Raw genomic sequence first — 22,703 nt, 5'->3', positions numbered from 1 at the left:
TGGCGGTTTGCCGTGCCTGCGCATCCCTTGACAGGTGAAGCAGATTTTGCTAGCTTCGAGGGACTCTGGATACCAGAAATGGCGGGCTTTCAGCGAACCGTCCGTGTCCCCCGGCACCCTCCCCGTATCCAGTTCACTATCCCCCAACCCCAGGAGACCACCCATGGCAAAAAAACTCTTCATTCCCGGACCGGTCGAGGTCCATCCCGACATCCTTCAGGCGATGGCGACCCCCATGGTCGGCCACCGGATGGCGGAGTACGCTCTCCTGCACGGCAGGGTGACGGCGGGTCTCAAGAAGCTCCTCGCTACTGAGGGACGGGTTTTTCTCGCCACATCGAGCGCATTCGGCGTCATGGAGGGGGCGGTGCGCAACCTGGTGGCCAACCGCTGCGTCAATTTTTGCAACGGTGCCTTTTCCGACAAGTGGCACGACGTGACGCGCCGCTGCGGCAAGGAGGCCGATGCGGTGAAGGTCGATTGGGGAAAGCCGATCACCCCGGAGCTTGTCGATGAGGCTCTCGCCACCGGCAAATATGACAGTCTCACCCTCATCCACAACGAAACCTCCACCGGCGTCATGTCCCCCCTGCCGGAGATCGCCGCGGTTCTCCGGAAATATCCCGACGTGGTCTCCATCATCGACACCGTTTCCTCCATGAGCGCACTCCCGATTCCGGTGGATGAGCTCGGCATCGACTGCTGCATCTTCGGCGTCCAGAAAGCCTTCGCGCTTCCCCCTGGCCTTGCCGTATTCACGGCGAGCGAGAAGGCCCTAGCCCGGGCTCGCACCGTCGAGGGACGGGGGTACTATTTCGATTTCCTCGAGTTCGAGGCAAACGACGCCAAGAACAACACCCCTTCCACCCCTTGCATATCCCTGATCTACGCCATGGACAAGCAGCTTGAGCGGATGTTCGCCGAGGGGCTCGATCGGCGCTGGGCCCGGCACCGGGAGATGGCCGACTTCGTGCGCGGCTGGGTGTCGGACCGGGGCTACGGTTTTTTCGCCGAGGAGCCCTACCGTTCCGTGACCCTCACCTGCGCTGTCAACTCCCGCGGCACTGATCTTGCTGCCCTCAAGAAAATGCTCGGCGAGCGGGACTTTGCCTTTGACGACGGGTATGGCAAAATAAAGGGGAAGACCTTCCGGATCCCCCACATGGGGGATATGCAGCGGGCAGACCTGGAGGAGTTTCTCGGCGTGATCGATGAATGTCTCGCGGTGCTTGGTTAATGGGTGATGCATCGGACTGACTTTTCGCCCTGCTCTGCTATACTGTGCGGTGATGAACGAGTCGCTGGTCCTGCCCGAGTCACGTGGACAGAAATCCGGCAAAAGGAGAGAAAAACGATGAAATGTCCCAATTGCGGTAACAGAACGTCGGTGGAGATTGACATCCATTCCGAAGGGTTCTCGGCGGAGGAGTCCCCTGTCAAGGAGTGCGGGGAGTGCGGCCTTGTCTGGCGGGTCAGGGTCGTGAAGGGAACCCCCGAGATAGATGTCATCAAGGCGGGGAAAAAGGCGGAATAGGAAAAAGCCTCCCTGCGAAGGGAGGCTTTCCGGTCGAGTGTGCCGGCACTGCCGGCACAGCATCAGGCAGGCTCGAACATATCCTTCCCTGCTCCGCAGATGGGGCAGACCCAGTCGTCGGGCAGTTCCTCAAAGGGGGTCCCCGGGTCGATCCCGTTTTCCGGGTCTCCCGTCGCCGGGTCGTAGAGGTACTGGCAGATCGTGCATTTCCATGATTGCATGAGGTTCGCTCTCCTTTCTCGTCTTGTTTTTCGATCAGTCGAGGTTATTCCTTCCAGCTGATGCACTGGACCGGACAGCCGTCGATGGCCTGCTGGATTTCCTGTTCCGAAGCCCCTGCCGGATCGTAGACTTCCGATTTGCCATTTTCGGCAAAACGGAATACCCCGGGGCAGATCGATGCGCAGAGTCCGCAGCTTATGCACGCCTCTTGGTCCACCCATGGCGTTCGTGCCATTGTTTTCCCCCCTTTGAAAGTCGGATGCCCCCAATTGTAGCAATGGCTAACCCTCTGTCAATCGGCTTTTTGGGCCAGAGAGGAGCCTGCTTTCGTTCCTGAAATGCGATCATTCCTGAATCTTTTGTTTTTTTTGATATAGTAAAATGATTCATTGTCGCATAAGAATAAATCAATAATCATAGGGAGGGTCACGACTGTGAGACTGAACGACATCACCAGAGGTACCGGGCTCGAAGAGCACGGGATATCCAACGCGAACCTCATTTACTGGACCCCCCCGACTGCCGTCCTCTACGAGCAGATCGTGAAGCTGGGGGAGGGGCTCGTGACCCATCTTGGTGCCGTGGCGGTGAAGACCGGCCATTACACCGGCCGGGCAGCCAACGAGAAGTTCATCGTCGAAGAACCCTCCAGCCGGGACTACATCGCCTGGGGCAAGGTGAACCAGCCCTTCGACCCTGCCAGGTTCGACGCCCTCTACAGCCGCATGATGGCCTATCTCCACGGCAAGGACATTTTCGTCCAGGAATGCTTTGCCGGCTGCAGTCCCGACCACCGCCTCCCGGTCCGGGTCATCACCGAGCGGGCCTGGCACTCCCTCTTTGCCCGCAACATGTTCGTCAGGGCAACCCCCGAGGAGCTGGTCGACTTCACCCCCGGATTCACCGTCATCGACCTCCCCAGTTTCCACGCCATCCCCTCCCTTGACGGCACAAACACCGAGACCTTCATCATCGTCAATTTCGAGAAAAAAGTCGTCATCATCGGCGGCACCAGCTATGCCGGTGAGATCAAGAAGTCCATTTTCACCATCCTCAACTACCTCCTCCCCCAGCAGAAGAACATCCTTTCCATGCACTGCTCCGCCAACGTGGGGGATAAGGACGACGTGGCAGTTTTCTTTGGCCTCTCCGGCACCGGCAAGACCACCCTTTCCGCCGATCCCCGGCGCCGGCTCATCGGTGACGACGAGCACGGCTGGGACGACAACGGCGTCTTCAACTTCGAGGGGGGATGCTACGCCAAGATCATCAACCTCTCCCCCGAGGCGGAGCCGGAGATCTACCAGACCACCCGCCGCTTCGGCACCATCCTCGAGAACGTGGCCATCGATACCGTGAGCCGCCGCATCGACCTGAACGACGACTCCTTCACCGAGAATACCCGGGCCTCCTATCCCATCACCCACATCCCGAACATCGTGAAATCGGGCATGGGAGGGCATCCGACCACTATCGTCATGCTCACTTGCGACGCCTTCGGGGTCCTTCCCCCCATCGCCCGGCTCACCCCCGACCAGGCCATGTACCACTTCCTCTCCGGTTACACCGCCAAGGTTGCCGGCACCGAGGCAGGGATCACCGAACCCCAGGCCACTTTCTCCACGTGCTTCGGCGCCCCGTTCATGGCGCTCCACCCGTCCGTCTACGCCAAACTCCTGGGCGAGAAGATCGCCCGGCATGGAGTGAACTGCTGGCTCGTGAACACCGGTTGGAGCGGCGGCCCCTACGGCATCGGCTCCCGCATGAAGATCGCCTACTCCCGGGCGCTGGTCAACGCCGCCATCGACGCAACCCTCAACGCCGGAGCCTTCGAGAAGGATCAGTTCTTCGGTTTGGAGATCCCTACCGCCTGTCCCGGCGTTCCCGGCGAGGTTCTCAATCCCAGAAACACCTGGGCCGACAAGGCCAGGTACGACGAAACCGCCGCCATGCTCGTGGGTCGCTTCCGCAAGAACTTCGAGCAGTACCGTCCCCACGTCTCGGCCGAGGTGGCGGGGGGCATGTAGGATTTTCCCCACGTTGCGCAATGGACGAACGAAAAAAGGCTCCCGGTCAGGGAGCCTTTTTTGTGAAATAAACAGAGCAGAACAATTCTGCAGTATTGTAAAACGACATTTTATTTGCTAAGGTATGCGTCGACCGCTCGGCGCGTCACTCATCTTTTGGCGGGAGTTTTCATGGCACAGACGTTTGATTTTACCCGGTTGCGCAAGCTCACGGTTATCCACGGATTCGTCCAGGCCTTTCTCCTGGTGCTCCTTGCCGGCACCTCCTACGTGCTCCTGGGGAAGGTGCCGTCCCAGGTCTTCCTGAACAGCATCATCCGGGTGGTGGTGCTCCAGCTGATCCTCTTCTATCCCGTCTACAAGTTCGCCCTTGGGGATGCCCAGCGGGAGGTGGCGACGGCCGCTGCGGGGCTCTCGGCCGACGAGCAGCAGGCCCTGCGCCGCAAGCGGGTTTTCAGTGACATCCTGAAGGGTGCCCTGATCATCTTCTTCTTCACCTTCTCCCTGCGGGCCCCGGCCGCCCCCCAGATCCAGTTCATGATCCTCGCCGTGTTCCTTCTGTCGTACCTCACCTACTTCCAGTGCTTCAACTACGCCGCGAAAAAGCTCATGAAGGCGAAGAGCTGAAAAACCGCTCCATCTCTCCGAATACCTCCCCGCTCCCGCCGCTGGCCAGCTTCACCGGCGGGAGCGACCGGAGGAAAAACCTTCCGTAGTTCTTGGAAAGGACCCTGCTGTCGAGGATAAGGACCGCACCCCGGTCCTCCCGGCTCCGGATCAGCCTGCCGAATCCCTGCTTGAACTTGATGACCGCCTGGGGGACCGTGTACTCCATGAAGGGGTCCCCCCCCCGAAGGGCGATGTGGTCGGCCCGGGCCTCCAGGATCGGCTCCGTGGGGACCCTGAAGGGGAGCCGCGTGATGACCACCAGCTCCAGGGCCTTTCCCTGCACGTCGACCCCCTCCCAGAAGGAGTCGGTGCCGAAGAGGACGGCATTGGGCTCCTTCCGGAACCGGGCCAGGAGGTGGTGCCGGTTGATCTCCCCCTGACGCATGGGGGTGAGGCCCCGGCGCCGCAGCGGCTCCGCCATCCGGCCGTGGAGCCGGGCCAGGAGGTCGTAGGAGGTGAAGAGGACAAAGGCGTGGCCGTTGGAGATGGCGAGACCCTTGTGGAGGGCCACCTCCAGGGCCTCTTCGAAGCCCCGGACCGTAGGCTCGGGGAGGTCGGCGGGGATGCCGACGAAGGCCTGGCGTTCATAGTCGAAGGGGGAGGCCAGGAGGAGTTCCGTCACCCGCCCCCGGTCCAGGAGCCCGATGCCGGTCCGTCCCTCCAGGTAGTCGAAGGTCTCTCCCACCGCCAGGGTGGCCGAGGTGACGACCACGGTCCGGAAGGCGTCAAAGACGGTCCGCTTGAGGGAGGCGGCCACCTCCAGGGGGGAGACGCAGAGCCGCACCGCCATCCCCTTGGCCCCCTTTTTCACCTCGAACCAGCGGCAGACCTCGCCGTCCCGGCCGATGAAGAAGAGAAGGTCCGCGGCCAGAGCTTCGAGCCGTCCCGTAACTCCCCGGAGATCCACGAGGAGGCCGGAGAGCTTCTCCTGGACCCCTTCGGGAAGCCGGCCGCACCCCGTGAGAAATTCCTTCAGCTCCTGCACGAAGCTGTTCAGGTCCGCGGCCAGCTCCCGGGCCTCATCGTCGGTCTCCTGCCAGAGTTTCGAGCCGAAGAGGGGAGGGGTGATCCGGAGCTTCCGCTCGCCGTTTTCCGGCCCCTTTCCCTTCAGGTGGGCGAGGAGGGCGAGGCCGATGGCGTCCATGGCGCGCACCGCGCCGGCAGCAAGGTCCTGGCTGCGGGTGATGAGCTTTTCTTCCAGCCGCTCGGCCAGCTCCCGGTAGAGGTCGTCCAGCTCCACCGGCACCTCCCGGGAGAGCTGGGCCGACAGCTGGGGGAGGAGCCCCCGCTGGGCCTTGCGGGGGTTCTGGAGCCGCCCCAGGAGTTTCAGAACCCCCTGGCGGGAGACCTGGGAGGAGAGGTGCCCCGTGGCCACGTCTTCCAGGTGGTGTCCCTCGTCCACGATGAGCCGCTCGAAGGGGGGGAGGATGGCGGTGGAGCGGTAGCCGGTCTCCTGGCGCAGGGCCACGTCGGCCATGAGAAGCGCGTGGTTCACCACGAGGACGTCGGCGCTGGCTGCCTGGCGCCGGGCCCCGTAGAAGAAGCAGCGGGCATAGAAGGGGCACTTGATCCGGCCGCATTGATCCGCCTCGCAGGCCACCTCCTCCCAGGTCTCCGGCTTGGGGATGAAGGAGAGGTCGCTGCGGCACCCCTCGACGGTCTTCTCGCTCCAGGCGATGATCGCCTCCAGCTCCCCGGCCGCCGGGTCGTCGGCGAAGAGGGAGGGCTCGCTCATTATTCCCGCAAGTTTCCTGAGGCAGAGGTAGTTGGAGCGCCCCTTGACGAGGACCGCCCGGAACTGGACCCCGGCGTGGCGCTGGAGGAAGGGGATGTCCTTCTTGATGAGCTGTTCCTGGAGGTTGATGGTGTTGGTGGAGACGACGATCCGCTCCTTGTTGCGGATGGCCCAGAGGACCGCCGGCACCAGGTAGGCGAGGGACTTGCCGGTGCCGGTGCCGGCCTCGATGACCGCCACCCGGTCGTCGTTGAAGGCCTCGGTGACGGCAAAGGCCATCCGGAGCTGCTCCTCCCGGTGCTCGTAGCCGGGGAGGTTCGCGGCCAGGACCCCGGCCGGGGCGAAGATCCGTTCGATCTCGGGGAAGGAGAGCCGCTCCGTCTCCCGCCGGGCGAAGGGGGCCACCGCCTGGTAGCACCGCTCCACGGTGTTGTCCACGATGGAGAAGCCGACACCCTGGTTTCCCAGGAGGGAGGCGATCTCGATGTCGGCCTGGGAGGGGTCGAGGTTTCCCGACGGGTGGTTGTGGATAACCACGTCGCCGAAGCTTGTGGCGATCATGACGGCCGCGACAGCGTCCCGGTTCCCCCGGGCCAGGGGTTCCACCTCGGCCACGATCCGGTTTTCGTCGGTGCGCCCCAGGAAGAATACTTCGTTTCCCCCCGCCGCCGCGATGGCGGCCCGCATGTCGAGGATTGCCTGCTCTGAGAAATAGCGCTTCATGGAGGGGGAGGATAACGGGTTTGACGGGGGCGGGCAACGAAAAAAGGGGCGGATCGCTCCGCCCCTCTCTCCTGCTGTCGCTGTTGTAGCCGTTACTTCTTGTGGCACTCGCCGCACTTGGTGGGGCCGGCCTTCTTCTGCTCGTGGCATCCCTTGCACGACTTGTGGGCCCAGTCCTTGCCGAACCCCTCGATCTTGCCGGGGCCCTTTTCGTGGCACGACTTACAGTCGCCGACGACCTGCTTGTGCTTCGCATGGTCGAAGGCCACGTTGCCGTTCTTGGCCTCGAAGGTCAGGGTGTCGGCCGCCAGGGCCGCCCCTGCGGTGAAAATGGTGAGGGCCGCTGCTGCAATCAGTCTCTTCATGGTTCATCTCCTTTCGGCGTGTGTGTGGTGCAACCGCATGGGTACAGTGTAGGGCGTATGTCATGACTCTGGTATCGATATCGAGCGGAATGTGACCCGATGTCGGGTCGTCATGAACGAAAAATCAGCCTGTTAGCCCCCCCGGTGACATCCCTTGCAGAGGGTTGGTCCAATCTTCATGGTTTCGTGGCACCCCTTGCATCCCTTGCCGTGGGCCAGCACCTTGTCGAAGCCGTCGATCTTTCCCGGCCCTTTTTCGTGGCATCCCCGACACTGGCCCAGGGCATCCTGGTGCTTCTTGTGGGGGAAGCTCACCAGGCCGATCCGGTTCGGATAGGTGATGGTATCGATGGCGCCGGCCGCTCCGGCGCCGAGGATCACTGCCGCTGCCGCTGCTGCTGACCAGTTGTTCCACTGCATCGCGTTCGCTCCTTGGGAGTAGCTCTGTTCGGGCATGGTGCCCGGGTCGGTAATCCCTTTTGCAAGTTTCCTGCCTTGGATGGGCCGTCCGGCATCGTGCCGCAAAATGCTTCCGTGCCCGTCCGAAAACCTGTTACAATCCTTCCCATGGAGAATCCAGCCGAGAAAAGTGAACGGAGCGCACCGCCCATCGTTGCCATCGACGGGACGGCCATAAAGAGGATCCGTGAAGCCAAGAAGCTGACCCAGCTCTACGTGGCAAGCGTGGTGGGGGTCACCACCGACACCATCTCCCGGTGGGAGAACAACCGCTATCCCACCATCAAGCGCGACAACGCCGAGAAGGTGGCGACGGCCCTGGAGGTTCCCCTCGAGGAGATCCTCCGGCAGGAGGAGCCAGCACCACCCGAACCGGAGCCGGAAGCCGCTCCCCTTCCTTCGACCCGCCGTCAGCGCCTCGCCCCCCTGGTCCTTGCCGCGGGGCTCGGTACCCTCCTGGCGGCGTTACTTGTCGTGATCGTCTTCTCGCGCCGGGGAGCGGTCGAACTTGCGGCAATCAGAACGCTTCCCCTCTTCGGCGCGCCGGGGCAGCTCGTGCCGGTTCAGGTGAAGGTGGAACGACGGGCCGCCACGGGTGGAGGATTCATCGTCAAGGAGCGGATACCGGCCGGCTGGCGGTTCGTCAGCTCCAATCCCCCCGTGACCGGAGAGGTGGGGGAGCGGGAGGTGAAGTGGCTCGTTCCCGGTGGCGCTGAACCGGTCACCATCTCCTATACCCTTCTGGCACCCCGGGAGTTTCCCCTTGGGCAGCAGGCCGAATTCGGCGGCGAGATCGTCCTGGCTAACGGGAATGCCACCCGCAGGGGAACCATTGGCGGCATGGGAAGGCTCACGGTGAACGGGCGTCACTGGGCCGACACCAATGGCGACGGGAAGATCGACGACAACGAGATCATGCCCGCCTACTACCTGAGCGAGGAGATGAAGGGGCTCGGCCTCGACTGGAAGACCATCGAGACCATCTGGAGCAGCGCGGGATACACCTGGAACGAGAAGCTGAAGATCTTCGAGGTGGTCAAGTGAGCGGTCGGCGCTACACCGCCTTCTCCGACGAGCTGCGCCGGGTCTTCGGCTGCCGGGTCCAGCGGATATCGGTGGATGCCGGCTTCACCTGTCCCAACCGGGACGGCGCGGCCGGCACCGGCGGCTGCATCTTCTGCGGCGGCAAGGGCTCAGGTTCCTTCGGCATCAGGCCGGAACTCTCCGTCACCCGCCAGCTCCTCCACGGGAAGGAATTTCTCGCCCGCCGCTACGGCGCCGCCCGGTTTCTCGCCTACTTCCAGCCCTACTCCAACACCTACGCGCCGGTGGAGCACCTGCGGGAACTCTACGACGAGGCCCTGGGGGTGCCGGACGTGGCCGGTCTCATCGTCGGCACCCGCCCCGACTGCCTCCCCACCGATGTCCTCGATCTCCTTGCCGGGTACGCCCGGAACACCTATTTCTGGCTGGAGCTGGGGCTCCAGTCCCCCCTGGACCGGACTCTTGCTCTCCTCAACCGGGGGCACGACTTCGCCGCCTTCGCCGACGCCGTGGCCCGGAGCCGGGAGCGGGGAATTCGGGTCTGCGCCCACGTCATCCTTGGCCTGCCGGGGGAGTCGCGGGAGGAGATGCTCTCCACGGCCGGGATACTGAACGGCCTCGGCGTGGAGGGGGTGAAGATCCACCAGCTCCATGTGATGAAGGGGACAGTGCTTGAGGAGATATACCGGCGGGGGGAGGTGCGGTGCCTGGAGCGGGACGAGTACGTGGGGCTCGTCTGCGATTTCCTGGAGCGACTCGATCCGCGCATTGTCATTCACCGGCTTGTGGGGGACGCCCCGGCCGATCATCTGGTGGCGCCGCGCTGGTCGCTTCGCAAGGGTGACGTGCTCGGCGCCGTCGATGCCGAACTGGAACGGCGGGGAACGGGGCAGGGTTCGGCGGTGGCGAAGAATGTCAGGGAAGGGTCGACCGAAGGGATCCCCCAGCGGAAGAGTCTGATCTGTCCCTCCAGGTTGCAGTGAACGATCAAGGGATAACGGGTATTCCCCCGGCGGACAACCCAAAAGACTTCTCCACGACCAAGTTACCGTTTACCGTCCTGGGCCTCCTCGTGCTCCAGCCAGTAGAGCCAGGCGAGCAGTTCCGCCACTGCCCGGTAGAGTTCGGGGGGGATGTAGTGGTCGATGTCTACCTGCATGAGCTGGCTCACGAGGGCCGGCGATTCGTGGACGAAGACCCCGGCCTCCCGGGCGCAGGCAATGATCGCCTCGGCCGTTACCCCGTGCCCCTTGGCCACCACCTGCGGGGCATACTGCCCCTCCCGGTAGGAGAGTGCCACCGCCTTCTTTTCCCGCTCACTGTGTTCCATCTCTCACCATAAAACCGCCGAGCCGCAGACCCGCGGCGCCAAAGCGCTCTTCAAGGCCATCCTGCCGTAATGTGAGGATCTCCGCCGTCCGTCCATCTTCCGCCGCGAGGGTCACGACGATGCCTTCCTTCCCCGAGCGAAGGGTTGCCCGGACAGCCCCCAGGTTGGGGAGTTCCACGGCCACCTCCGTCTGCCACGACCGCTCCCCCTTGCCTCCTTCCGGTTCCCGCTCCTCCACTTTCCACTCCATGTCCTGACCGGGCCAGACCTGGCCGAACCAGGTAAAGACGCCGGTGGTGAGGGTGGTGAGCTGCTCCCGTATAAGGGGAATGGTCTGGGGCTCAACACCTGCCGGGGAGGGCGGCGCCGCCGGGTGTCCCATCCCCCCCCTGTTGACCGGCCCGGTTTCGCCCGGAATTACAACCCGTGTCCCTGCCTCGGAGATGCCCGGGAGAGGGGGAGGTGCGGCTGGCCTGCCGGGAGAAGGTGTGGTCGGCGTACCGTCGCGGAGGGTGGGGTGGGGGCGGTTCTCAGCCGTCGGGCGGGCATCCGGCGCCGGCACGGGAGCGGGGCGCTCGCCCCCTGTCGGCCGGGGGAGAAGGGCGTCGCGGATCTGCGGTGTCTGCTCCCGCTCGGGAGCCGTCATCGTCTGTCCCACGGTTCCCTCGCCGGCGGGCTTGGGTTGGGGGGCTTCGGCCGGCGTCGGTGGGGCCTGCGTGGAGGAGGCTGGCGGCGCGTTGCCGGTGGTGGTGGCCGGAAGAGGTGATGACGTTCCGCCAGCCTGATGGGGCTGCGACGGGGGGAGTGCCGACGGTTCGACTGGCCGGCCCGGGCTTGCTGGCTGGTTCTGGGGCGATGGCGAAGTGGCTGCATGGGGAAGCGGGTCCCGGGACTCGGCAGCCGGAGTCTGTGCCCCTTTCGGGGTACCGGCGGCGGCGTCGGTACCGGGAAGAGTTTCCCCCTGCGGGGGAACCTGGCCGGCCGCGGGAGGTTCGGTCCCCTGCTGCGTCGGTGCCCCCTGCGGCAGCACGGGCCGGGAAGCTGCGGGAGAGCCGGCCTGCTCCTGCGGCAGCACGTTTGCCGGAACTGCGGGAGCGGTGGATGTCGGAGCCGGGGCCTGGGCGGCCGGTGCATTCGGGGCGCTCGGTGGTGTTGGGGTGCCGTCGGCCGGAAGGCGGCTGGCCAGGGGTGAGAGATTTCCCTGGGGCTCCCGGAGGAGGTCGGTAAGGGGGCGTTCTCCCCGCATCCACTGGGCCAGGTGGGACTCGTAGAAGACTCCGCTCCGGGTGAGGATGTTTTTCAGCCCCTCGGCCAGGAGGGCCGGGTCCCGGGGCGGGCCGGAGATGACCAGGGAAGGGCGGGGGAGGGGAGCCGTGGACGGCATGTCGCCGGCACCCTGGGCCAAGGTGTTGAGCCAGCGCCCCGTGTCGCTGATCTGGACCGGGGTCGCGGAATTGCCCGATTTCGACAGAGCGAAGACCAGCCGCGGTTCTTCGGTGACGAAGGTGAGCTCCACCGCCTGTCCCGGCTGCAGGTTGAGGGGGATCTCCATCCGGAGGAGCTCGTTGGCGATTCGTACCAGGTAGCGGCTGTTGGCGAAATTTGCCATCACCTCGCCGTGGACCATCTGCCCCGGGGTCAGGTGGACGGGGGTGAGGGACTGCCAGGTGGCCTCCACAAGGGAACCGGTGGTGTCCTTCAGGAGGGCCTGGGCGATCCGGGCTATGTCCTGGGTAATGATCATGTCATACGTATCGGCCGGAACGGCAAAAACTTGAAGGCGGAGAGCCGCCCCTTACCCCCAGGAAATGGTTCCCTGCTCGTAGACCGGCCCCAGCTTCGGATGCCGCGGCATGACCCGCACCATGAAACCGTGCCTGCCGCAGAAGCGGCTCTCGAACTCCCCTCGGAAACGGTGGACGCTCCCTACCGCATCTTCCACCCAGACAAGGGGGACCAGTTCGCCGCCGACGATGTTTCCCCGGGAATCGAGGACCCCGCAGTAGAGGTCCGCGGCCAGCTGGTCGGGAGGAATATCGCCCATGGCGATATCCACCGTCACCGGGATGATCGTGCCGAGGGGGACCTCGGCGGCGGCTTCGGCTTCGATGCCCGCAATTTTTACCTGATGCCAGGTGCGGCGGATATCCCCCTTCCACCGGGCGAGATCCACCGCCAGGGCCAGCCCGTCCGCCGAGAGCATTTCCCAGTGAGCGAAGGAGGGGCGGTACATGGTCCGGGTGTACTCCTGAACCATCCGCTCGGTGCTGAAGACCGGGCAGAGGGTCTGGAGACTCGCCTTCATGCTGGCAAGCCACCCCCGGGGAATGCCGTCGGGCCCCCGGTCGTAGAAGAGGGGGACCACCTCCTTCTCCAGCAGGTCGTAGATGGCCCGCCCTTCAACCTCGTTCTGGTAGTCCAGGTCGTCGTAGACCTCCCCCTTGCCGATGGCCCAGCCGTTGTTTCCCCGGTATCCCTCGGGCCACCAGCCGTCGAGGACGCTCATGTTGAGGCCGCCGTTGAAGGCCACCTTCATGCCGCTGGTGCCGCTGGCTTCCAGGGGACGCCGCGGGGTGTTGAGCCAGACGTCGACCCCCTGGACCAGGTGCCGGGCCACCGCCATGTCGTAATCCTCGATGAAGACGATCCGTCCCCGGAACCGCCTGTCGAGGGAATACTGGAAGATCTCCCGGATCAGTTCCTTCCCTTCGGTGTCGTGGGGGTGGGCCTTGCCGGCGAAGATGATCTGCACCGGCCGTTCGGTACTGGCCAGGATTTTCTCCAGCCGCGCCAGGTCCCGGAACAGGAGAGTCCCCCGCTTGTAGGTGGCGAAGCGGCGGGCAAAGCCGATGGTGAGGGCCTCGGGGTCCAGAACCTCGTCTGCCTGGGCGATCTCCTTGGCGGTGGCTCCCACCTGCCTCAAGTGGTCTTTGAGGCGGCGGCGGGCAAAGAGGACGAGCCGCTCCCGGCAGCGCTCGTGGGTCCGCCAGAGCTCCGATTCGGGGATGTGGGCGACCCGTTTCCAGAGGAGCGGGTCGGTGGGGTCCTCCCTCCAGCGGTTCCCCAGGTAGCGGGTGAGGAGCCCCGCCATCTCGGTGGAGAGCCAGGTCTTGGTGTGGACTCCGTTGGTGACCGAGTTGACCGGGATATGCTCGTCGGGGAGTTCGGGCCAGAGGTTTTTCCACATGCGCCGCGACACATCCCCGTGGAGCTGGGAGACGCCGTTGGCGTGGTCGGCGAGCTTGAGGGCCAGCACTGCCATGCAGAATGCTTCGTGGGGGTTCTTCGGGTTGATCCGCCCCAGGGCCAGGAACTCGTCCCGGGAGAGGCCCAGGGAGCGATAGTAGCGCCCCAGGTACTTCTCCAGGAGATCGGGGGGGAAGTGGTCGATGCCGGCGTCCACCGGGGTGTGAGTGGTGAAGACGTTGCCGGCGCGCACCCCCTCCATGGCCTCGTCGAACCGGATGCCATGCTCCTCCATGAGGAGTCGAGTCCGCTCCAGGGCCAGAAAAGCCGCGTGTCCCTCGTTCATGTGGCAGACGTTGGGGGCGATGCCGAGGAGGTGGAGGGCCCGGATGCCGCCGATCCCCAGGAGAATCTCCTGCCTGATCCGCATCTCCAGGTCGCCGCCGTAGAGCTGGGCCGTGATCTCCCGGTCCTCGGGGGCATTCTCTTCCAGGTTCGTATCCAGAAGGTAGAGGGGGATGCGCCCCACCTGAACCCGCCAGACGTGGGCCACCACCCGGCGCCCCCCCATGTCGAGCTCCACGGCCAGGGGGGCGCCGGCGGTGTCCCGCTCCAGCTTCAGGGGAAGGTTGTAGAAGTCGTTTTCGGGGTAGAGCTCCTGCTGCCATCCCTCGATGTTCAGGTACTGGCGGAAGTATCCCTGCCGGTAGAGGAGGCCGATCCCCACCAGCGGTATCCCCAGGTCGCTGGCCGATTTCAGGTGGTCGCCGGCCAGGATCCCGAGCCCCCCCGAATAGGTGGGGAGCGACTCGTGGATGCCGAACTCCATGGAGAAGTAGGCGACGGTCATGGGCTTTCCGCCGTTGCAGGTACGATCGAACCAGGTATTGGCCGACAGGTATTCCCGGAACTTTTCGTCCACCTGTTTCAACTGGGACATGAATCCTTCGTCGGCGGTGAGCTTGTCGAGGGTGGTCTGCTGGAGGATGCCGAGCATCTCCACCGGGTTGTGGCGGGTCTGCTGCCAGAGGTCGATGTCGAGCCGCTTGAAGAGTTCCACCGCCTCGGGCTCCCAGGTCCACCAAAGGTTGTAGGCGATGGTCTGGAGCCTGGCCAGTTCGCCCGTCAGCGATGGCACGACGGTGAAGCGGTGCATTCTTTTGGTGAAATCCATTACGTCTCCTAGTCCTCAAGCCCCGGTTTTTCGATGCCGAATTTTTCCAGCCGGTACTGGAGCGTTTTGTAACTCATGCCGAGGAGCGGCGCCGCTTTGGCGATGACCCAGTCGACCCGCTCCATGGCCTTGATGATGAGGTTTCGCTCCAGTTCCTCGAACTGGATCCCCTCGGGGGGAAGCTCGAAGGGGACCCATCCCGCCAGGGAGAGCCCCTCGGTGATCTCGGCCGGCAGGTCCTCGGGCTGGATCAGGTCGCTCTCTGCCATGAGCGCCCCCCGCTCGATGACCGATTCCAGCTGCCGGACGTTGCCGGGCCAGCTGTAATCCATGATGAGCTTGAGGGCCGGCTTGGCGATTCCCTTGACGGTGCTCCCCGCCTGGGCGCCGTACTTTTTCACGAAGAAGTCGGCCAGAGCCGCGATGTCGCTCCCCCGCTCCCGCAGCGGGGGGAGGGTGATCCGGATCACGTTCAGGCGGTAGAAGAGGTCCTCCCGGAATCCCCCCCGTTTGATCTCCGTCTCCAGGTCCCGGTTGGTGGCGGAGACGATCCGCACATCCACGGGGATGTTCACCTTCCCCCCCACCCGGCGGATCTCCTTCGACTGGATGGTGCGCAGGAGCTTTGCCTGCATCGCCACGCTCATCTCGCCGATCTCGTCCAGAAAGACCGTGCCCCCGTCGGCCGCCTCGAAAATCCCCAGTTCCCGGGAGCTGGCGCCGGTGAAGGCCCCCTTTTCGTGGCCGAAGAGCTCGCTCTCCATGAGGCTCTCGGGGATGGCGGCGCAGTTGATGGCGAAAAAGGGCTTCTCCTTGCGGGGGCTTCCGTCGTGGATCGCCTTGGCCACCAGCTCCTTGCCGGTTCCCGACTCGCCGTAGATGAGGACCGTAGAGGCGGTGGGGGCGATCTTGCCGACGATCCGGAAGACTTCTTTCATCTTGGGGTGTTCGCCGATGATGTTCGGGATGCCGCTCGACTCTTTGAGCCTCTTCTGGAGGATCCGGTTCTCCCGCAGGAGGTTCACCCGCTCGAAGGCGCGGCGCAGGGTGAGGAGCAGGTTGTCCCGCTCCAGGGGCTTCTCCAGATAGTCGAAAGCCCCCTTTTTCATGGCCTCCACCGCCGAGTCGACGGTGCCGTGGGCGGTCATCATGATGGCGCACTGGAGGGGGTCGGCCTCCAGGACCCGCTCCAGGAGCTCCATTCCCGACATCCCCTGCATCTTCAGGTCGGTGAGGATCACGTCGAATTCGCTCGCTTCGAGGCGCTCCAGGGCTTCCCGCCCTCCGGGGGCCGCCACGACGCGGTATCCTTCCCCTTCGAGGATCGTCTGGAGGATCTCCCGCTGTCCGCGTTCATCGTCAACTATGAGAATGGTTCCGTTCATGGAAGTTTCCTTTTGTCTATGCAGGGAGGACGACGGTGAACGTCGTCCCCGTGCCGGAGATGCTCGCCACCCGTATCTCTCCCCCGTGCTCCCGGACGATCCGTTCGGTGATGGCGAGTCCCAGGCCGATGCCGGCCTCGCGGGTGGTGTACCAGGGCTGGAAGATCTTCGGCAGGTCCTCCTCCCGGATGCCTCCCCCTTTATCGCTGAAGGTGAGGAGAAAGCGGTTCTGCTCCCGGTCGTAGGTGGCCCCGAGGGTGATGGTGCCGCCGTCGGGCATGGCCTGGGCGGCGTTGGTGACAAAGTTGAAGATGCAGGTGCGGAGCATCTCCGCGTCGGCCCGCATGGGTGGAAGGTCTGCGGGGATTGCGATGCGAACCGCGACCCGCTGCTCCGTGAGCTTTTCCTGGAGCACGGGGAGGGCATTTTCGATGAGCTCGGAATAGGAAATGTCGGCAATCCGCAGCTTCAGGGGGCGACCGAAGTTCATGAAGTTCACCACCATGTAGTTGGCCCGCCGCACCTCCTCCTTGATCTTGTCGGCCACGGGGATGAACCGTTCCGTCTTCCCGGGGCAGGCTGCCAGGAACTCGCTCTTCAGGTGGTCAATGGCGAGGCTGATGTAGTTAAGGGGGTTCCTGATTTCGTGGGCGATCCCCGAGGCGAGCTGCCCCACCCGGGAGAGGTGTTCCGCCTCGTAGAGGCGCTTTTCGAGAATTTCCCGCTCCCGGAGCTTTTCCACCATCTCGTTGAAGTTCTTGGCCAGATCGCCGATCTCGTCACCCTTTGTTAACGGGAAGGTGACCGAGAGGTCTCCGTCGGCCACCCGCCGCACCCCGTCCGCCAGATTTTTGATGGGGGCGGTGTAGCGCTTGGCCAGGAAAATGGTGAGGGAGATGCCGAGGAGAAAGACCAGGGATGTGGCCACCACCCGGTTGATGAAGTTGTCATGTTGTATGGTGCGGATGTTGTCGAGGAGCAGGTTGATCTGCACGTAGCCCAGCTGTTCATCGCCGACGATGACCGGAACGACCAGGTCATAGGCCCGCGACGACCCTGCTTCGGCCTTTGTTCCGGGGGAGACCTTGAGACCCTTCTCGAGTTTTCTGATCTCCCGTTTCTTTCCAATCTTCGCCGGGTCGGAGGAGTCGATGATCTCCCCTTCGTTGCTGATGATGTTGATCTCCTTGACCCCCTTGACCTTCGCCTCCTTCATATACTCCATGAGGCGCTCCCGGTCGGGCTCGAACTCGGAGGTCAGATCCTCAATGCTCATCTGGAGGGCCCTGGTGACCACCGTGGAGCTCTCCTGGATCTCATCCACCATGTCGTTCTGGCTGTACTGGTTCAGGAAGAAGAGGGTGAGGATGGCGATGACCAGCAGCGACAGCATGATCATCACCAGCCGGGTGTTGAGGGTCATGGGTAACCTCGAAGTGAACTGCGCGAAATACCGCGAAAGTATACATCACCCGCGCCGGTGGAGACAAGGACGTATATCCCGCCCTTTCCCTCGGAGGTCCGACTCTGGTATCATGGCCGTACATTTTGCTGCGGCCCCCTCCGGGTCGCCGGACGGGGGAGACGCACATGCACGAGATGTCCATAACCCAGAGCGTGGTGGAGATATGCGAGAAGAGCGCGGAGGGGCGAAGGGTCCTTGCGGTGACGCTGGAGATCGGCGACCTCTCCGGCGTGGTGCCCGAGGCGGTGGAGTTCTGCTTCGAGGCCTGCACGCGGGATACTCTTCTGGAGGGGGCCCGGCTTGTCATCGAGCAGATGCCGGGGCGGGGGGAGTGTTCCTCCTGCGGCAGGGAATTTCCGGTTCGCGGCTACTTCGATCCCTGCCCCGCGTGCGGCGCCTACGGGGTGCGGGTTGTGGGGGGGGAGGAGCTGCGGGTGAGGGAGCTGGAGGTGGAGTAGGGAGTGGCTACCGCAACGTGAGACTCTCCTTGGCATACTTGATGACAGGAGAAAGGAAAAACTCGATGATCCTCTTCTTCCCCGTCTTTACCTCTGCGGCCACGGTCATGCCGGGTGATATCGGAGTCTGACGGCCATTCACCAGGATGCTGGTTCTTTCGAGCGATACTCTCACCTTGTAGACCGGCCCAAGCTTCTCATCGTCAAAGGCGTCGGGGCTGATGGAAATCACCTTCCTATCGACAGGGACGTTGTTTATTTGTTGACTAAAACTCCTTTTGCCGTTACCTTCCCATCATGCCAAGAGCTGCCCGTTTAGATGCTCCCGATCTTCTTCAACACGTCATAGTTCGTGGCGTGGAGAGATGTGATATTTTTCGCGATGATCGCGACCGGAGCCGCTTCGTAGAAAACCTCTCCAAGCTTCTTGTCCAGACCGGCACCGAATGTCTGGCCTGGGCGCTTATGTCCAACCACTTCCATCTTCTCCTTCGGCCGCGTGACACCCGCCTCGCCCCGTTCATGCGTCGGCTACTCACGGGATACGCCATCTACTTCAACCTTAGACATAAACGCTCTGGCCATCTGTTTCAGAACCGTTACAAGTCAATCGTCTGCGAAGAGGACGCTTATCTGCTGGAGCTGGTTCGTTACATCCATCTGAATCCCTTGCGTGCCGGATTGGTTGACGATCTCACTGCCCTCGATGGTTACCCCTGGTCCGGCCACTCAGTCATTCTGGGGAAAAACGTAATGAAATATCAGGTTGTGGACGAAGTTCTTTCCCTTTTCGGCAAGCGGAAGCGCGAGGCGAGAGCGAAGTATCGGCAATTTGTTGCCGACGGGGTAGCGTTGGGAAAACGCGAAGAGCTTGGCGGCGGGCGGAGGATCTCCAAGGAAGTACTGGAAGGGTCGGGTGCAGAAAAATATGATGCAAGGATTCTCGGTAGTGGCGAATTTATCGAGGAACTGCGGACCCGCAAGGGGCTTGAAGCGCATTTACCACAACCCGTTAAATTAGCCACAGTAGTTGCCAGCGTGTGCAATCACTTCGGCATCGATGAGGATGAGCTGCGGGGCCATAGTCGTGCAACACGAATTGCAGAAGTGCGGAGCCTGATATGCTATCTAGCTGTCCGCCGGGAAGGGCATAGCGGAGTCGAAGTAGGCAGACAGGTAAATCTTGGTCGTGCCGGAGTAAGTGTCGCCGCCGGGAGAGGGGAGAAAATGGTGTTGAGTGATCCCGAGCTGCTTAGATTAATTGACAAATAAACAACGTCCCTAATGCATCCCCCCAAAAGAGCATCATCCCCGCAGTTCCCCTGCAAAGTATCCGCACCATCATTTCCAAATATCAGGTCAGCGCTACTTGTACTACTTATTGTATTATCGGCATCACTACCTACAGCAATCATCGACGAAGACAACAAGTCGGCAGTCAGGTTGGCCTGGACATCGACAAACGAAGTCGGATTCGCAATCCAGTTGAGAACGGGATTCTTGATGTACGACCATTCGGGAACCGCGTCGAAGGTGGTCATATCCAGTTGCCCATTCTCTTTCAATGCTTTGAGCAGAATGAGCGGCGTAAATATGGTTGAGGAATCCATCAAATTAGCAACAATCATGCTTGGCGACAGGGGACTGTCAAACTGTATCTTGTCTTTAAAAAAGTCGTATCCTATGCCAAGACTGCTTCCGATCGAAGTCTGAGCAATAAAATCAACAAAGAACATGTCTTTGAGCGAATTATACATGTTGGTGATTCTTTGCTTGTCGTATTCCTGCACTTCGGTGGTTACTGTTGAAGAATATCCAGAGCTAGATACTACGGATGTAGAAACCACTTCTTCGCGGTAACCGACAATTTGATAGCCTGGAGGCGGCCCTTGAGTTACGTAGGTTTGAATAATCCATTCTTGCGAAGGAATCACTCGTTGATATTCCCACCCAAGAAACTTTTCGACAATCGTAATCATGCGGTCGGTTACCGCTCCCCGCATTGCCGTGGGATCAATGCTCTCCACCCCTGCCCATTTGGCCAGCAGGGTGTCAAAGTCAGCATAGAAGCGTTTTGGCATCAGTCTGTTGCGCTAGCTGTGCAATGCAGGCCTTCAAGTCGGCACTCTGGCTCGCCGCAATGGGAAGGGCCGCTACTTGTCCGTATCCTCTCAGCCACGGAAGGGCCAGCGTTTCCGCATCAAGTGTGAAGTCGCCATTGTAACTTGAATAAGCCTGGTTGACCTGAAGGTCCACATCCGCCGCGACCCCCTGCGTTCCGTCTGTTCGGGTGAATGCCCCGGTCTGGCTGATGAGGTTGCCGTTCGAGTCGGTGGCCGACTCGGCGTATGTCAGATTAATGGAGCTGATACCCGCATCCGAGAGAGTTTTCAGCTCACCGGCGTCGGTAATGCCGTTGCTGTTAAGGTCTTGCCAGACCTGCAGCGCGGCAAACATGGAGTCATTGGTGTCCATGACGCCATCAGTATTGGCATCGAGCTGCTTGAGTTCGTCAAATCCGTTTATCGTGCTCTTTCCGAACACCTCGCTGTTGTCATCGATTTGGCCGTTGTTGTTTCTGTCCAGCACCAGAATGCCGTCATCCTTGGCGATCCACCCGGTCTTCTCGGCAAAGCTGTCGCCGTCGAGGTCGAACATGGCAGTGGAGGCGGACATTGCGATGGTTTCGATGCCGTCGCCGTCCAGGTCAAGGGCGAGGGGGTCGATGCGGCCGAAGATGGGGGTGCGGACTATGGTGGTGTTTATGATATTGGCTATTTGATTTATAAGGTTGTTAATAAGTGTGTTGCCGTCGGAAATGGTTTTCGTGAGAAGATCATCCAAGTAGTCAAAAAACTGGCGGACATTGCCCATAGCAATAGCTTCAAGTCCATAAACTAAAGCCAGTGATTTGATTTGAGGCGGCATCAAGTCACGTGCTATTCCCCAGTCAATATCAAGAGGGAATGAAGGAGGGAACAGAGCATCAAATAATATATCAATTTCTTCGGCAGGGGCTGTTGACAGCGCGGTTAACACCCCTCCTAAAGCTCTAAGCGCACCCTCTGTGTTTGAAATGCGTCCATCGTCTCCGAAAAAACCAAAGAAACTGGCGAGGTTTTGAGCCCCATCAATATTAAGATAATTGGGAGATGTGGGGTTCTGCGGAACCGTTAAATTCTTGAAGTCATCCCAAGCACTATGTATGGAACCAAGCCAAGCGTTTTCCTGGGCCATGGGGATCGCGTAAGTATTTCCCCCGAAATGCTCTCCGCCGAGTCGTGCCACTATGTCTTGCATGCCTGAAGATTCCGCAAAGAAATGAGCAGCTTCGACGCGGGATGCAACACTTGAATCATAACCTCTATCCATTTGTTGAAGACCGTTCATTCCTCCCAGGCCGTTATAGGTTGTCAGCGAGGCAGTTGCAGACGGATGAGCTGCCAAATAATCATAGGCGGCATATTGGGCCAGAGCTCCACCAAGGCTATGACCGGTAAAGTCTATCTTGGCATCCGCAGGCAAATTGTTTAGGTAATTCATTACACTTGCTTGATTATTTTCCCATTGGAGAGTTCCCAACCCGATATCAGCGGCCGCATCCTGGGCGCTTTGGGTGCCCGTAAAAGCGACGATATACTCTTGCGTGCCCTCTTTCTTGAATACTACGGCACTGAAGCCAGTATTGGGGTCTGTTGGGAAGGCCTTGGCCTCTGTATATCCATAACCGCGCATATTGATGTAATCGAGACTGCCGGGATAGGCGGCATTGCTTGCAGTTGCCAGGATTTGCGCTTGCTGATCCGTTATCACTGTTTTCCTCCTTGAATGCAGAAATCAATCATTTTAAGCGTTCTGTGTGGTTTTTCTTTTGACAAGTAATCATTAGGGTTTTGCGCATGATCAAACACAACTCGGCAGCCATCAGGAGAAAGAGCGACGCCATGAAGATTGGCCTTAATGAGTTGTTCAAGTTTGTCATTTTTCAGAAAGTAACCACCTCTAACTTTCTTCAAGTCTCCGCCGTTATAGTGAATAAATATCCCATTGGGTGTTGGGTAAAAAGCTATCCCCCCAGGTGCAGGAAAGGAGAGAGACTCAGGCAATTGTTCTTCAAGAATACGACCATCACGTTCGATCCACCATAAACGTATGCGTCTGCCAGGATAGTAAGCGTCGGGGGCTATCAAGTATGCGTTGCGCCATTCGATATAATTGGGATAATAACTATCCCAACCACTTAGCATTAATGGTAAGGGAACAGCATTGCTTCCCTCACGTTCATGATAAGCAGCTGTGTGTGCTACTGGCGAGCTTTTCCGCAGATTTTGAGGGTCAGGTTCCGGATTTGGATTTTCGCCTGTTATTTCCAGAAAATTGTCATCCCGCAGCCTGATTCGATATGGGATGCTTGCTCGACTCTCACGAATGTCTTTCTCTGCCCAACCGCAACTAAAATTTTTCCTCATATACATGTTATGCCGAGGAGGGGGGTATTCTTGGGGATTTTCAACAGGGCCACGGTAATAGGTCACGTTCTTGCCGGTGGCATCGTTCACGCCGTAAACCACTTGACTATCTTCAACGCACACATCACTTCTCCATGGTTGGAAGAACTCAAGCTGACCGGTTGCCGGTCTCCAGACCGTCATACGGGCCGGTCCTCCCGCCGGCGCGAGTTTTTCATTGGAAGGAAACAGCACCCGATCATTATCAAGCCATTTGATGGGACCGCCTGGCACGCTGGTCCACATTCCGGTATCAATTACCTTGTAGGAACGGGGTGGTTCCTCCTTCTTGCATCCGGAGCTTGCGATTACCACAACTGACATGAGAGTAATCAGCCGTGCATTAAAGCTGATCTGGCTTTTCGAGATTAGCGTTAAAAATTCTCTTAGTTTTTTTTGCAACACCAGTTTGTGCATAG

At 61.1% G+C, this 22,703-nt stretch carries 21 protein-coding genes and 1 pseudogene; 8 read left to right on the top strand and 14 right to left on the bottom strand.

The window, feature by feature from the left end:
- The first annotated feature begins 163 nt into the window (after positions 1–163).
- Both RCH91_RS18230 and RCH91_RS18225 read left to right on the top strand, forming a co-directional pair.
- On the top strand, positions 164–1,237 hold the full coding sequence (locus tag RCH91_RS18230) for an alanine--glyoxylate aminotransferase family protein (protein WP_306536417.1): 1,074 nt from the start codon (positions 164–166) through the stop codon (positions 1,235–1,237).
- A 117-nt stretch (positions 1,238–1,354) separates the two neighbouring features.
- On the top strand, positions 1,355–1,534 hold the full coding sequence (locus RCH91_RS18225) for a hypothetical protein (protein WP_306536416.1): 180 nt from the start codon (positions 1,355–1,357) through the stop codon (positions 1,532–1,534).
- A 62-nt stretch (positions 1,535–1,596) separates the two neighbouring features.
- On the opposite strand, the gene rd is transcribed toward RCH91_RS18225, so the two are convergent.
- Both rd and RCH91_RS18215 read right to left on the bottom strand, forming a co-directional pair.
- Complete coding sequence (rd, locus tag RCH91_RS18220) at positions 1,597–1,755, bottom strand: rubredoxin (RefSeq protein ID WP_306536415.1); 159 nt, start codon at positions 1,753–1,755, stop codon at positions 1,597–1,599.
- 44 nt (positions 1,756–1,799) lie between these two features.
- Entirely contained in the window at positions 1,800–1,991 is a 192-nt protein-coding gene (locus RCH91_RS18215; protein WP_306536414.1) for a ferredoxin, read from the bottom strand.
- 199 nt (positions 1,992–2,190) lie between these two features.
- On the opposite strand from RCH91_RS18215, the gene pckA reads away from it, so the two are divergent.
- Positions 2,191–3,783 carry a phosphoenolpyruvate carboxykinase (ATP) gene (pckA, locus tag RCH91_RS18210; RefSeq protein WP_306536413.1) on the top strand — a complete coding sequence of 531 codons (1,593 nt, stop codon included), beginning with the start codon at positions 2,191–2,193 and terminating at the stop codon, positions 3,781–3,783.
- Between the two features lie 171 nt (positions 3,784–3,954).
- Positions 3,955–4,410: a hypothetical protein gene (locus RCH91_RS18205; protein ID WP_306536412.1), complete on the top strand. Its 456-nt coding sequence runs from the start codon at positions 3,955–3,957 to the stop codon at positions 4,408–4,410.
- On the opposite strand, the gene RCH91_RS18200 is transcribed toward RCH91_RS18205, so the two are convergent.
- The 3 genes from RCH91_RS18200 to RCH91_RS18190 form a co-directional block, all read right to left on the bottom strand.
- Entirely contained in the window at positions 4,391–6,910 is a 2,520-nt protein-coding gene (locus RCH91_RS18200; RefSeq protein ID WP_306536411.1) for a helicase C-terminal domain-containing protein, read from the bottom strand. The genes RCH91_RS18205 and RCH91_RS18200 overlap by 20 nt on opposite strands.
- A 92-nt stretch (positions 6,911–7,002) precedes the next feature.
- The gene (locus tag RCH91_RS18195) at positions 7,003–7,275 is read right to left on the bottom strand and encodes a cytochrome c7 (protein ID WP_306536410.1); all 273 of its coding nucleotides are present in this window, start codon (positions 7,273–7,275) and stop codon (positions 7,003–7,005) included.
- A 132-nt stretch (positions 7,276–7,407) separates the two neighbouring features.
- Positions 7,408–7,695 (bottom strand): cytochrome c3 family protein, encoded by a 288-nt coding sequence (locus RCH91_RS18190; protein ID WP_306536409.1) that lies wholly within the window; start codon positions 7,693–7,695, stop codon positions 7,408–7,410.
- Between the two features lie 147 nt (positions 7,696–7,842).
- Between RCH91_RS18190 and RCH91_RS18185 the strand changes: the two genes are divergently transcribed.
- Together RCH91_RS18185 and RCH91_RS18180 are read left to right on the top strand one after the other, a co-directional pair.
- Positions 7,843–8,778, top strand: a complete 936-nt coding sequence (locus RCH91_RS18185; RefSeq protein ID WP_306536408.1) for a helix-turn-helix transcriptional regulator — start codon at positions 7,843–7,845, stop codon at positions 8,776–8,778.
- Complete coding sequence (locus RCH91_RS18180; RefSeq protein WP_306536407.1) at positions 8,775–9,761, top strand: TIGR01212 family radical SAM protein; 987 nt, start codon at positions 8,775–8,777, stop codon at positions 9,759–9,761. The genes RCH91_RS18185 and RCH91_RS18180 overlap by 4 nt, the downstream gene beginning before the upstream one ends.
- Positions 9,762–9,823: 62 nt before the next feature.
- On the opposite strand, the gene RCH91_RS18175 is transcribed toward RCH91_RS18180, so the two are convergent.
- Genes RCH91_RS18175 through RCH91_RS18155 form a run of 5 tightly spaced genes read right to left on the bottom strand, consistent with a single transcriptional unit; the run spans position 9,824 to position 17,276 of the window.
- The gene (locus tag RCH91_RS18175; protein ID WP_306536406.1) at positions 9,824–10,108 is read right to left on the bottom strand and encodes an EscU/YscU/HrcU family type III secretion system export apparatus switch protein; all 285 of its coding nucleotides are present in this window, start codon (positions 10,106–10,108) and stop codon (positions 9,824–9,826) included.
- Positions 10,095–11,852, bottom strand: coding sequence for a flagellar hook-length control protein FliK (locus RCH91_RS18170; protein ID WP_306536405.1), 1,758 nt, complete (start codon positions 11,850–11,852; stop codon positions 10,095–10,097). The genes RCH91_RS18175 and RCH91_RS18170 overlap by 14 nt, the downstream gene beginning before the upstream one ends.
- 51 nt (positions 11,853–11,903) lie before the next feature.
- Positions 11,904–14,468 (bottom strand): glycosyltransferase family 1 protein, encoded by a 2,565-nt coding sequence (locus tag RCH91_RS18165; protein WP_306536404.1) that lies wholly within the window; start codon positions 14,466–14,468, stop codon positions 11,904–11,906.
- Between the two features lie 8 nt (positions 14,469–14,476).
- Positions 14,477–15,853: a sigma-54 dependent transcriptional regulator gene (locus RCH91_RS18160; protein WP_306536403.1), complete on the bottom strand. Its 1,377-nt coding sequence runs from the start codon at positions 15,851–15,853 to the stop codon at positions 14,477–14,479.
- Between the two features lie 16 nt (positions 15,854–15,869).
- Positions 15,870–17,276, bottom strand: coding sequence for an ATP-binding protein (locus tag RCH91_RS18155; RefSeq protein WP_306536402.1), 1,407 nt, complete (start codon positions 17,274–17,276; stop codon positions 15,870–15,872).
- Positions 17,277–17,443: 167 nt separating this feature from the next.
- Here RCH91_RS18155 and hypA point away from each other — a divergent pair, with 167 nt between their 5' ends.
- Positions 17,444–17,776 (top strand): hydrogenase maturation nickel metallochaperone HypA, encoded by a 333-nt coding sequence (gene hypA, locus RCH91_RS18150; RefSeq protein ID WP_306536401.1) that lies wholly within the window; start codon positions 17,444–17,446, stop codon positions 17,774–17,776.
- Between the two features lie 7 nt (positions 17,777–17,783).
- Here the strand turns inward: hypA and RCH91_RS18145 are convergent, their stop codons facing one another.
- On the bottom strand, positions 17,784–18,008 hold the full coding sequence (locus RCH91_RS18145; protein WP_306536400.1) for a hypothetical protein: 225 nt from the start codon (positions 18,006–18,008) through the stop codon (positions 17,784–17,786).
- A 65-nt stretch (positions 18,009–18,073) separates the two neighbouring features.
- Between RCH91_RS18145 and RCH91_RS18140 the strand changes: the two are divergent.
- A pseudogene (locus RCH91_RS18140) lies at positions 18,074–18,895 on the top strand (transposase); the annotation flags it as partial.
- Between the two features lie 5 nt (positions 18,896–18,900).
- Here the strand turns inward: RCH91_RS18140 and RCH91_RS18135 are convergent.
- Genes RCH91_RS18135 through RCH91_RS18125 form a run of 3 tightly spaced genes read right to left on the bottom strand, consistent with a single transcriptional unit; the run spans position 18,901 to position 22,701 of the window.
- The gene (locus tag RCH91_RS18135) at positions 18,901–19,857 is read right to left on the bottom strand and encodes a calcium-binding protein (protein ID WP_306536399.1); all 957 of its coding nucleotides are present in this window, start codon (positions 19,855–19,857) and stop codon (positions 18,901–18,903) included.
- On the bottom strand, positions 19,835–21,589 hold the full coding sequence (locus tag RCH91_RS18130; RefSeq protein WP_306536398.1) for an Mbeg1-like protein: 1,755 nt from the start codon (positions 21,587–21,589) through the stop codon (positions 19,835–19,837). The genes RCH91_RS18135 and RCH91_RS18130 overlap by 23 nt, the downstream gene beginning before the upstream one ends.
- Positions 21,586–22,701: a hypothetical protein gene (locus RCH91_RS18125; RefSeq protein ID WP_306536397.1), complete on the bottom strand. Its 1,116-nt coding sequence runs from the start codon at positions 22,699–22,701 to the stop codon at positions 21,586–21,588. Before RCH91_RS18125 ends, RCH91_RS18130 begins: the two co-directional genes overlap by 4 nt.
- Positions 22,702–22,703: the final 2 nt, after the last annotated feature.

Origin of the sequence: Geobacter sp. (genome assembly GCF_030834625.1) — a bacterium.
Lineage (GTDB): Bacteria > Desulfobacterota > Desulfuromonadia > Geobacterales > Geobacteraceae > Geobacter.
The sequence above is the reverse complement of the archived record's forward strand: the minus strand, read 5'-3'. Positions and strand labels throughout refer to the sequence as shown.

Coding starts and splice junctions, on each gene's coding strand:
- RCH91_RS18230 (WP_306536417.1), top strand. CDS start 164: ATGGCAAAAAAACTCTTCATTCCCGGACCGGTCGAGGTCCATCCCGAC.
- RCH91_RS18225 (WP_306536416.1), top strand. CDS start 1,355: ATGAAATGTCCCAATTGCGGTAACAGAACGTCGGTGGAGATTGACATC.
- rd (WP_306536415.1), bottom strand. CDS start 1,755: ATGCAATCATGGAAATGCACGATCTGCCAGTACCTCTACGACCCGGCG.
- RCH91_RS18215 (WP_306536414.1), bottom strand. CDS start 1,991: ATGGCACGAACGCCATGGGTGGACCAAGAGGCGTGCATAAGCTGCGGA.
- RCH91_RS18205 (WP_306536412.1), top strand. CDS start 3,955: ATGGCACAGACGTTTGATTTTACCCGGTTGCGCAAGCTCACGGTTATC.
- RCH91_RS18200 (WP_306536411.1), bottom strand. CDS start 6,910: ATGAAGCGCTATTTCTCAGAGCAGGCAATCCTCGACATGCGGGCCGCC.
- RCH91_RS18195 (WP_306536410.1), bottom strand. CDS start 7,275: ATGAAGAGACTGATTGCAGCAGCGGCCCTCACCATTTTCACCGCAGGG.
- RCH91_RS18190 (WP_306536409.1), bottom strand. CDS start 7,695: ATGCAGTGGAACAACTGGTCAGCAGCAGCGGCAGCGGCAGTGATCCTC.
- RCH91_RS18185 (WP_306536408.1), top strand. CDS start 7,843: ATGGAGAATCCAGCCGAGAAAAGTGAACGGAGCGCACCGCCCATCGTT.
- RCH91_RS18175 (WP_306536406.1), bottom strand. CDS start 10,108: ATGGAACACAGTGAGCGGGAAAAGAAGGCGGTGGCACTCTCCTACCGG.
- RCH91_RS18170 (WP_306536405.1), bottom strand. CDS start 11,852: ATGATCATTACCCAGGACATAGCCCGGATCGCCCAGGCCCTCCTGAAG.
- RCH91_RS18165 (WP_306536404.1), bottom strand. CDS start 14,468: ATGGATTTCACCAAAAGAATGCACCGCTTCACCGTCGTGCCATCGCTG.
- RCH91_RS18160 (WP_306536403.1), bottom strand. CDS start 15,853: ATGAACGGAACCATTCTCATAGTTGACGATGAACGCGGACAGCGGGAG.
- RCH91_RS18155 (WP_306536402.1), bottom strand. CDS start 17,276: ATGACCCTCAACACCCGGCTGGTGATGATCATGCTGTCGCTGCTGGTC.
- hypA (WP_306536401.1), top strand. CDS start 17,444: ATGCACGAGATGTCCATAACCCAGAGCGTGGTGGAGATATGCGAGAAG.
- RCH91_RS18135 (WP_306536399.1), bottom strand. CDS start 19,857: ATGCCAAAACGCTTCTATGCTGACTTTGACACCCTGCTGGCCAAATGG.
- RCH91_RS18125 (WP_306536397.1), bottom strand. CDS start 22,701: ATGCACAAACTGGTGTTGCAAAAAAAACTAAGAGAATTTTTAACGCTA.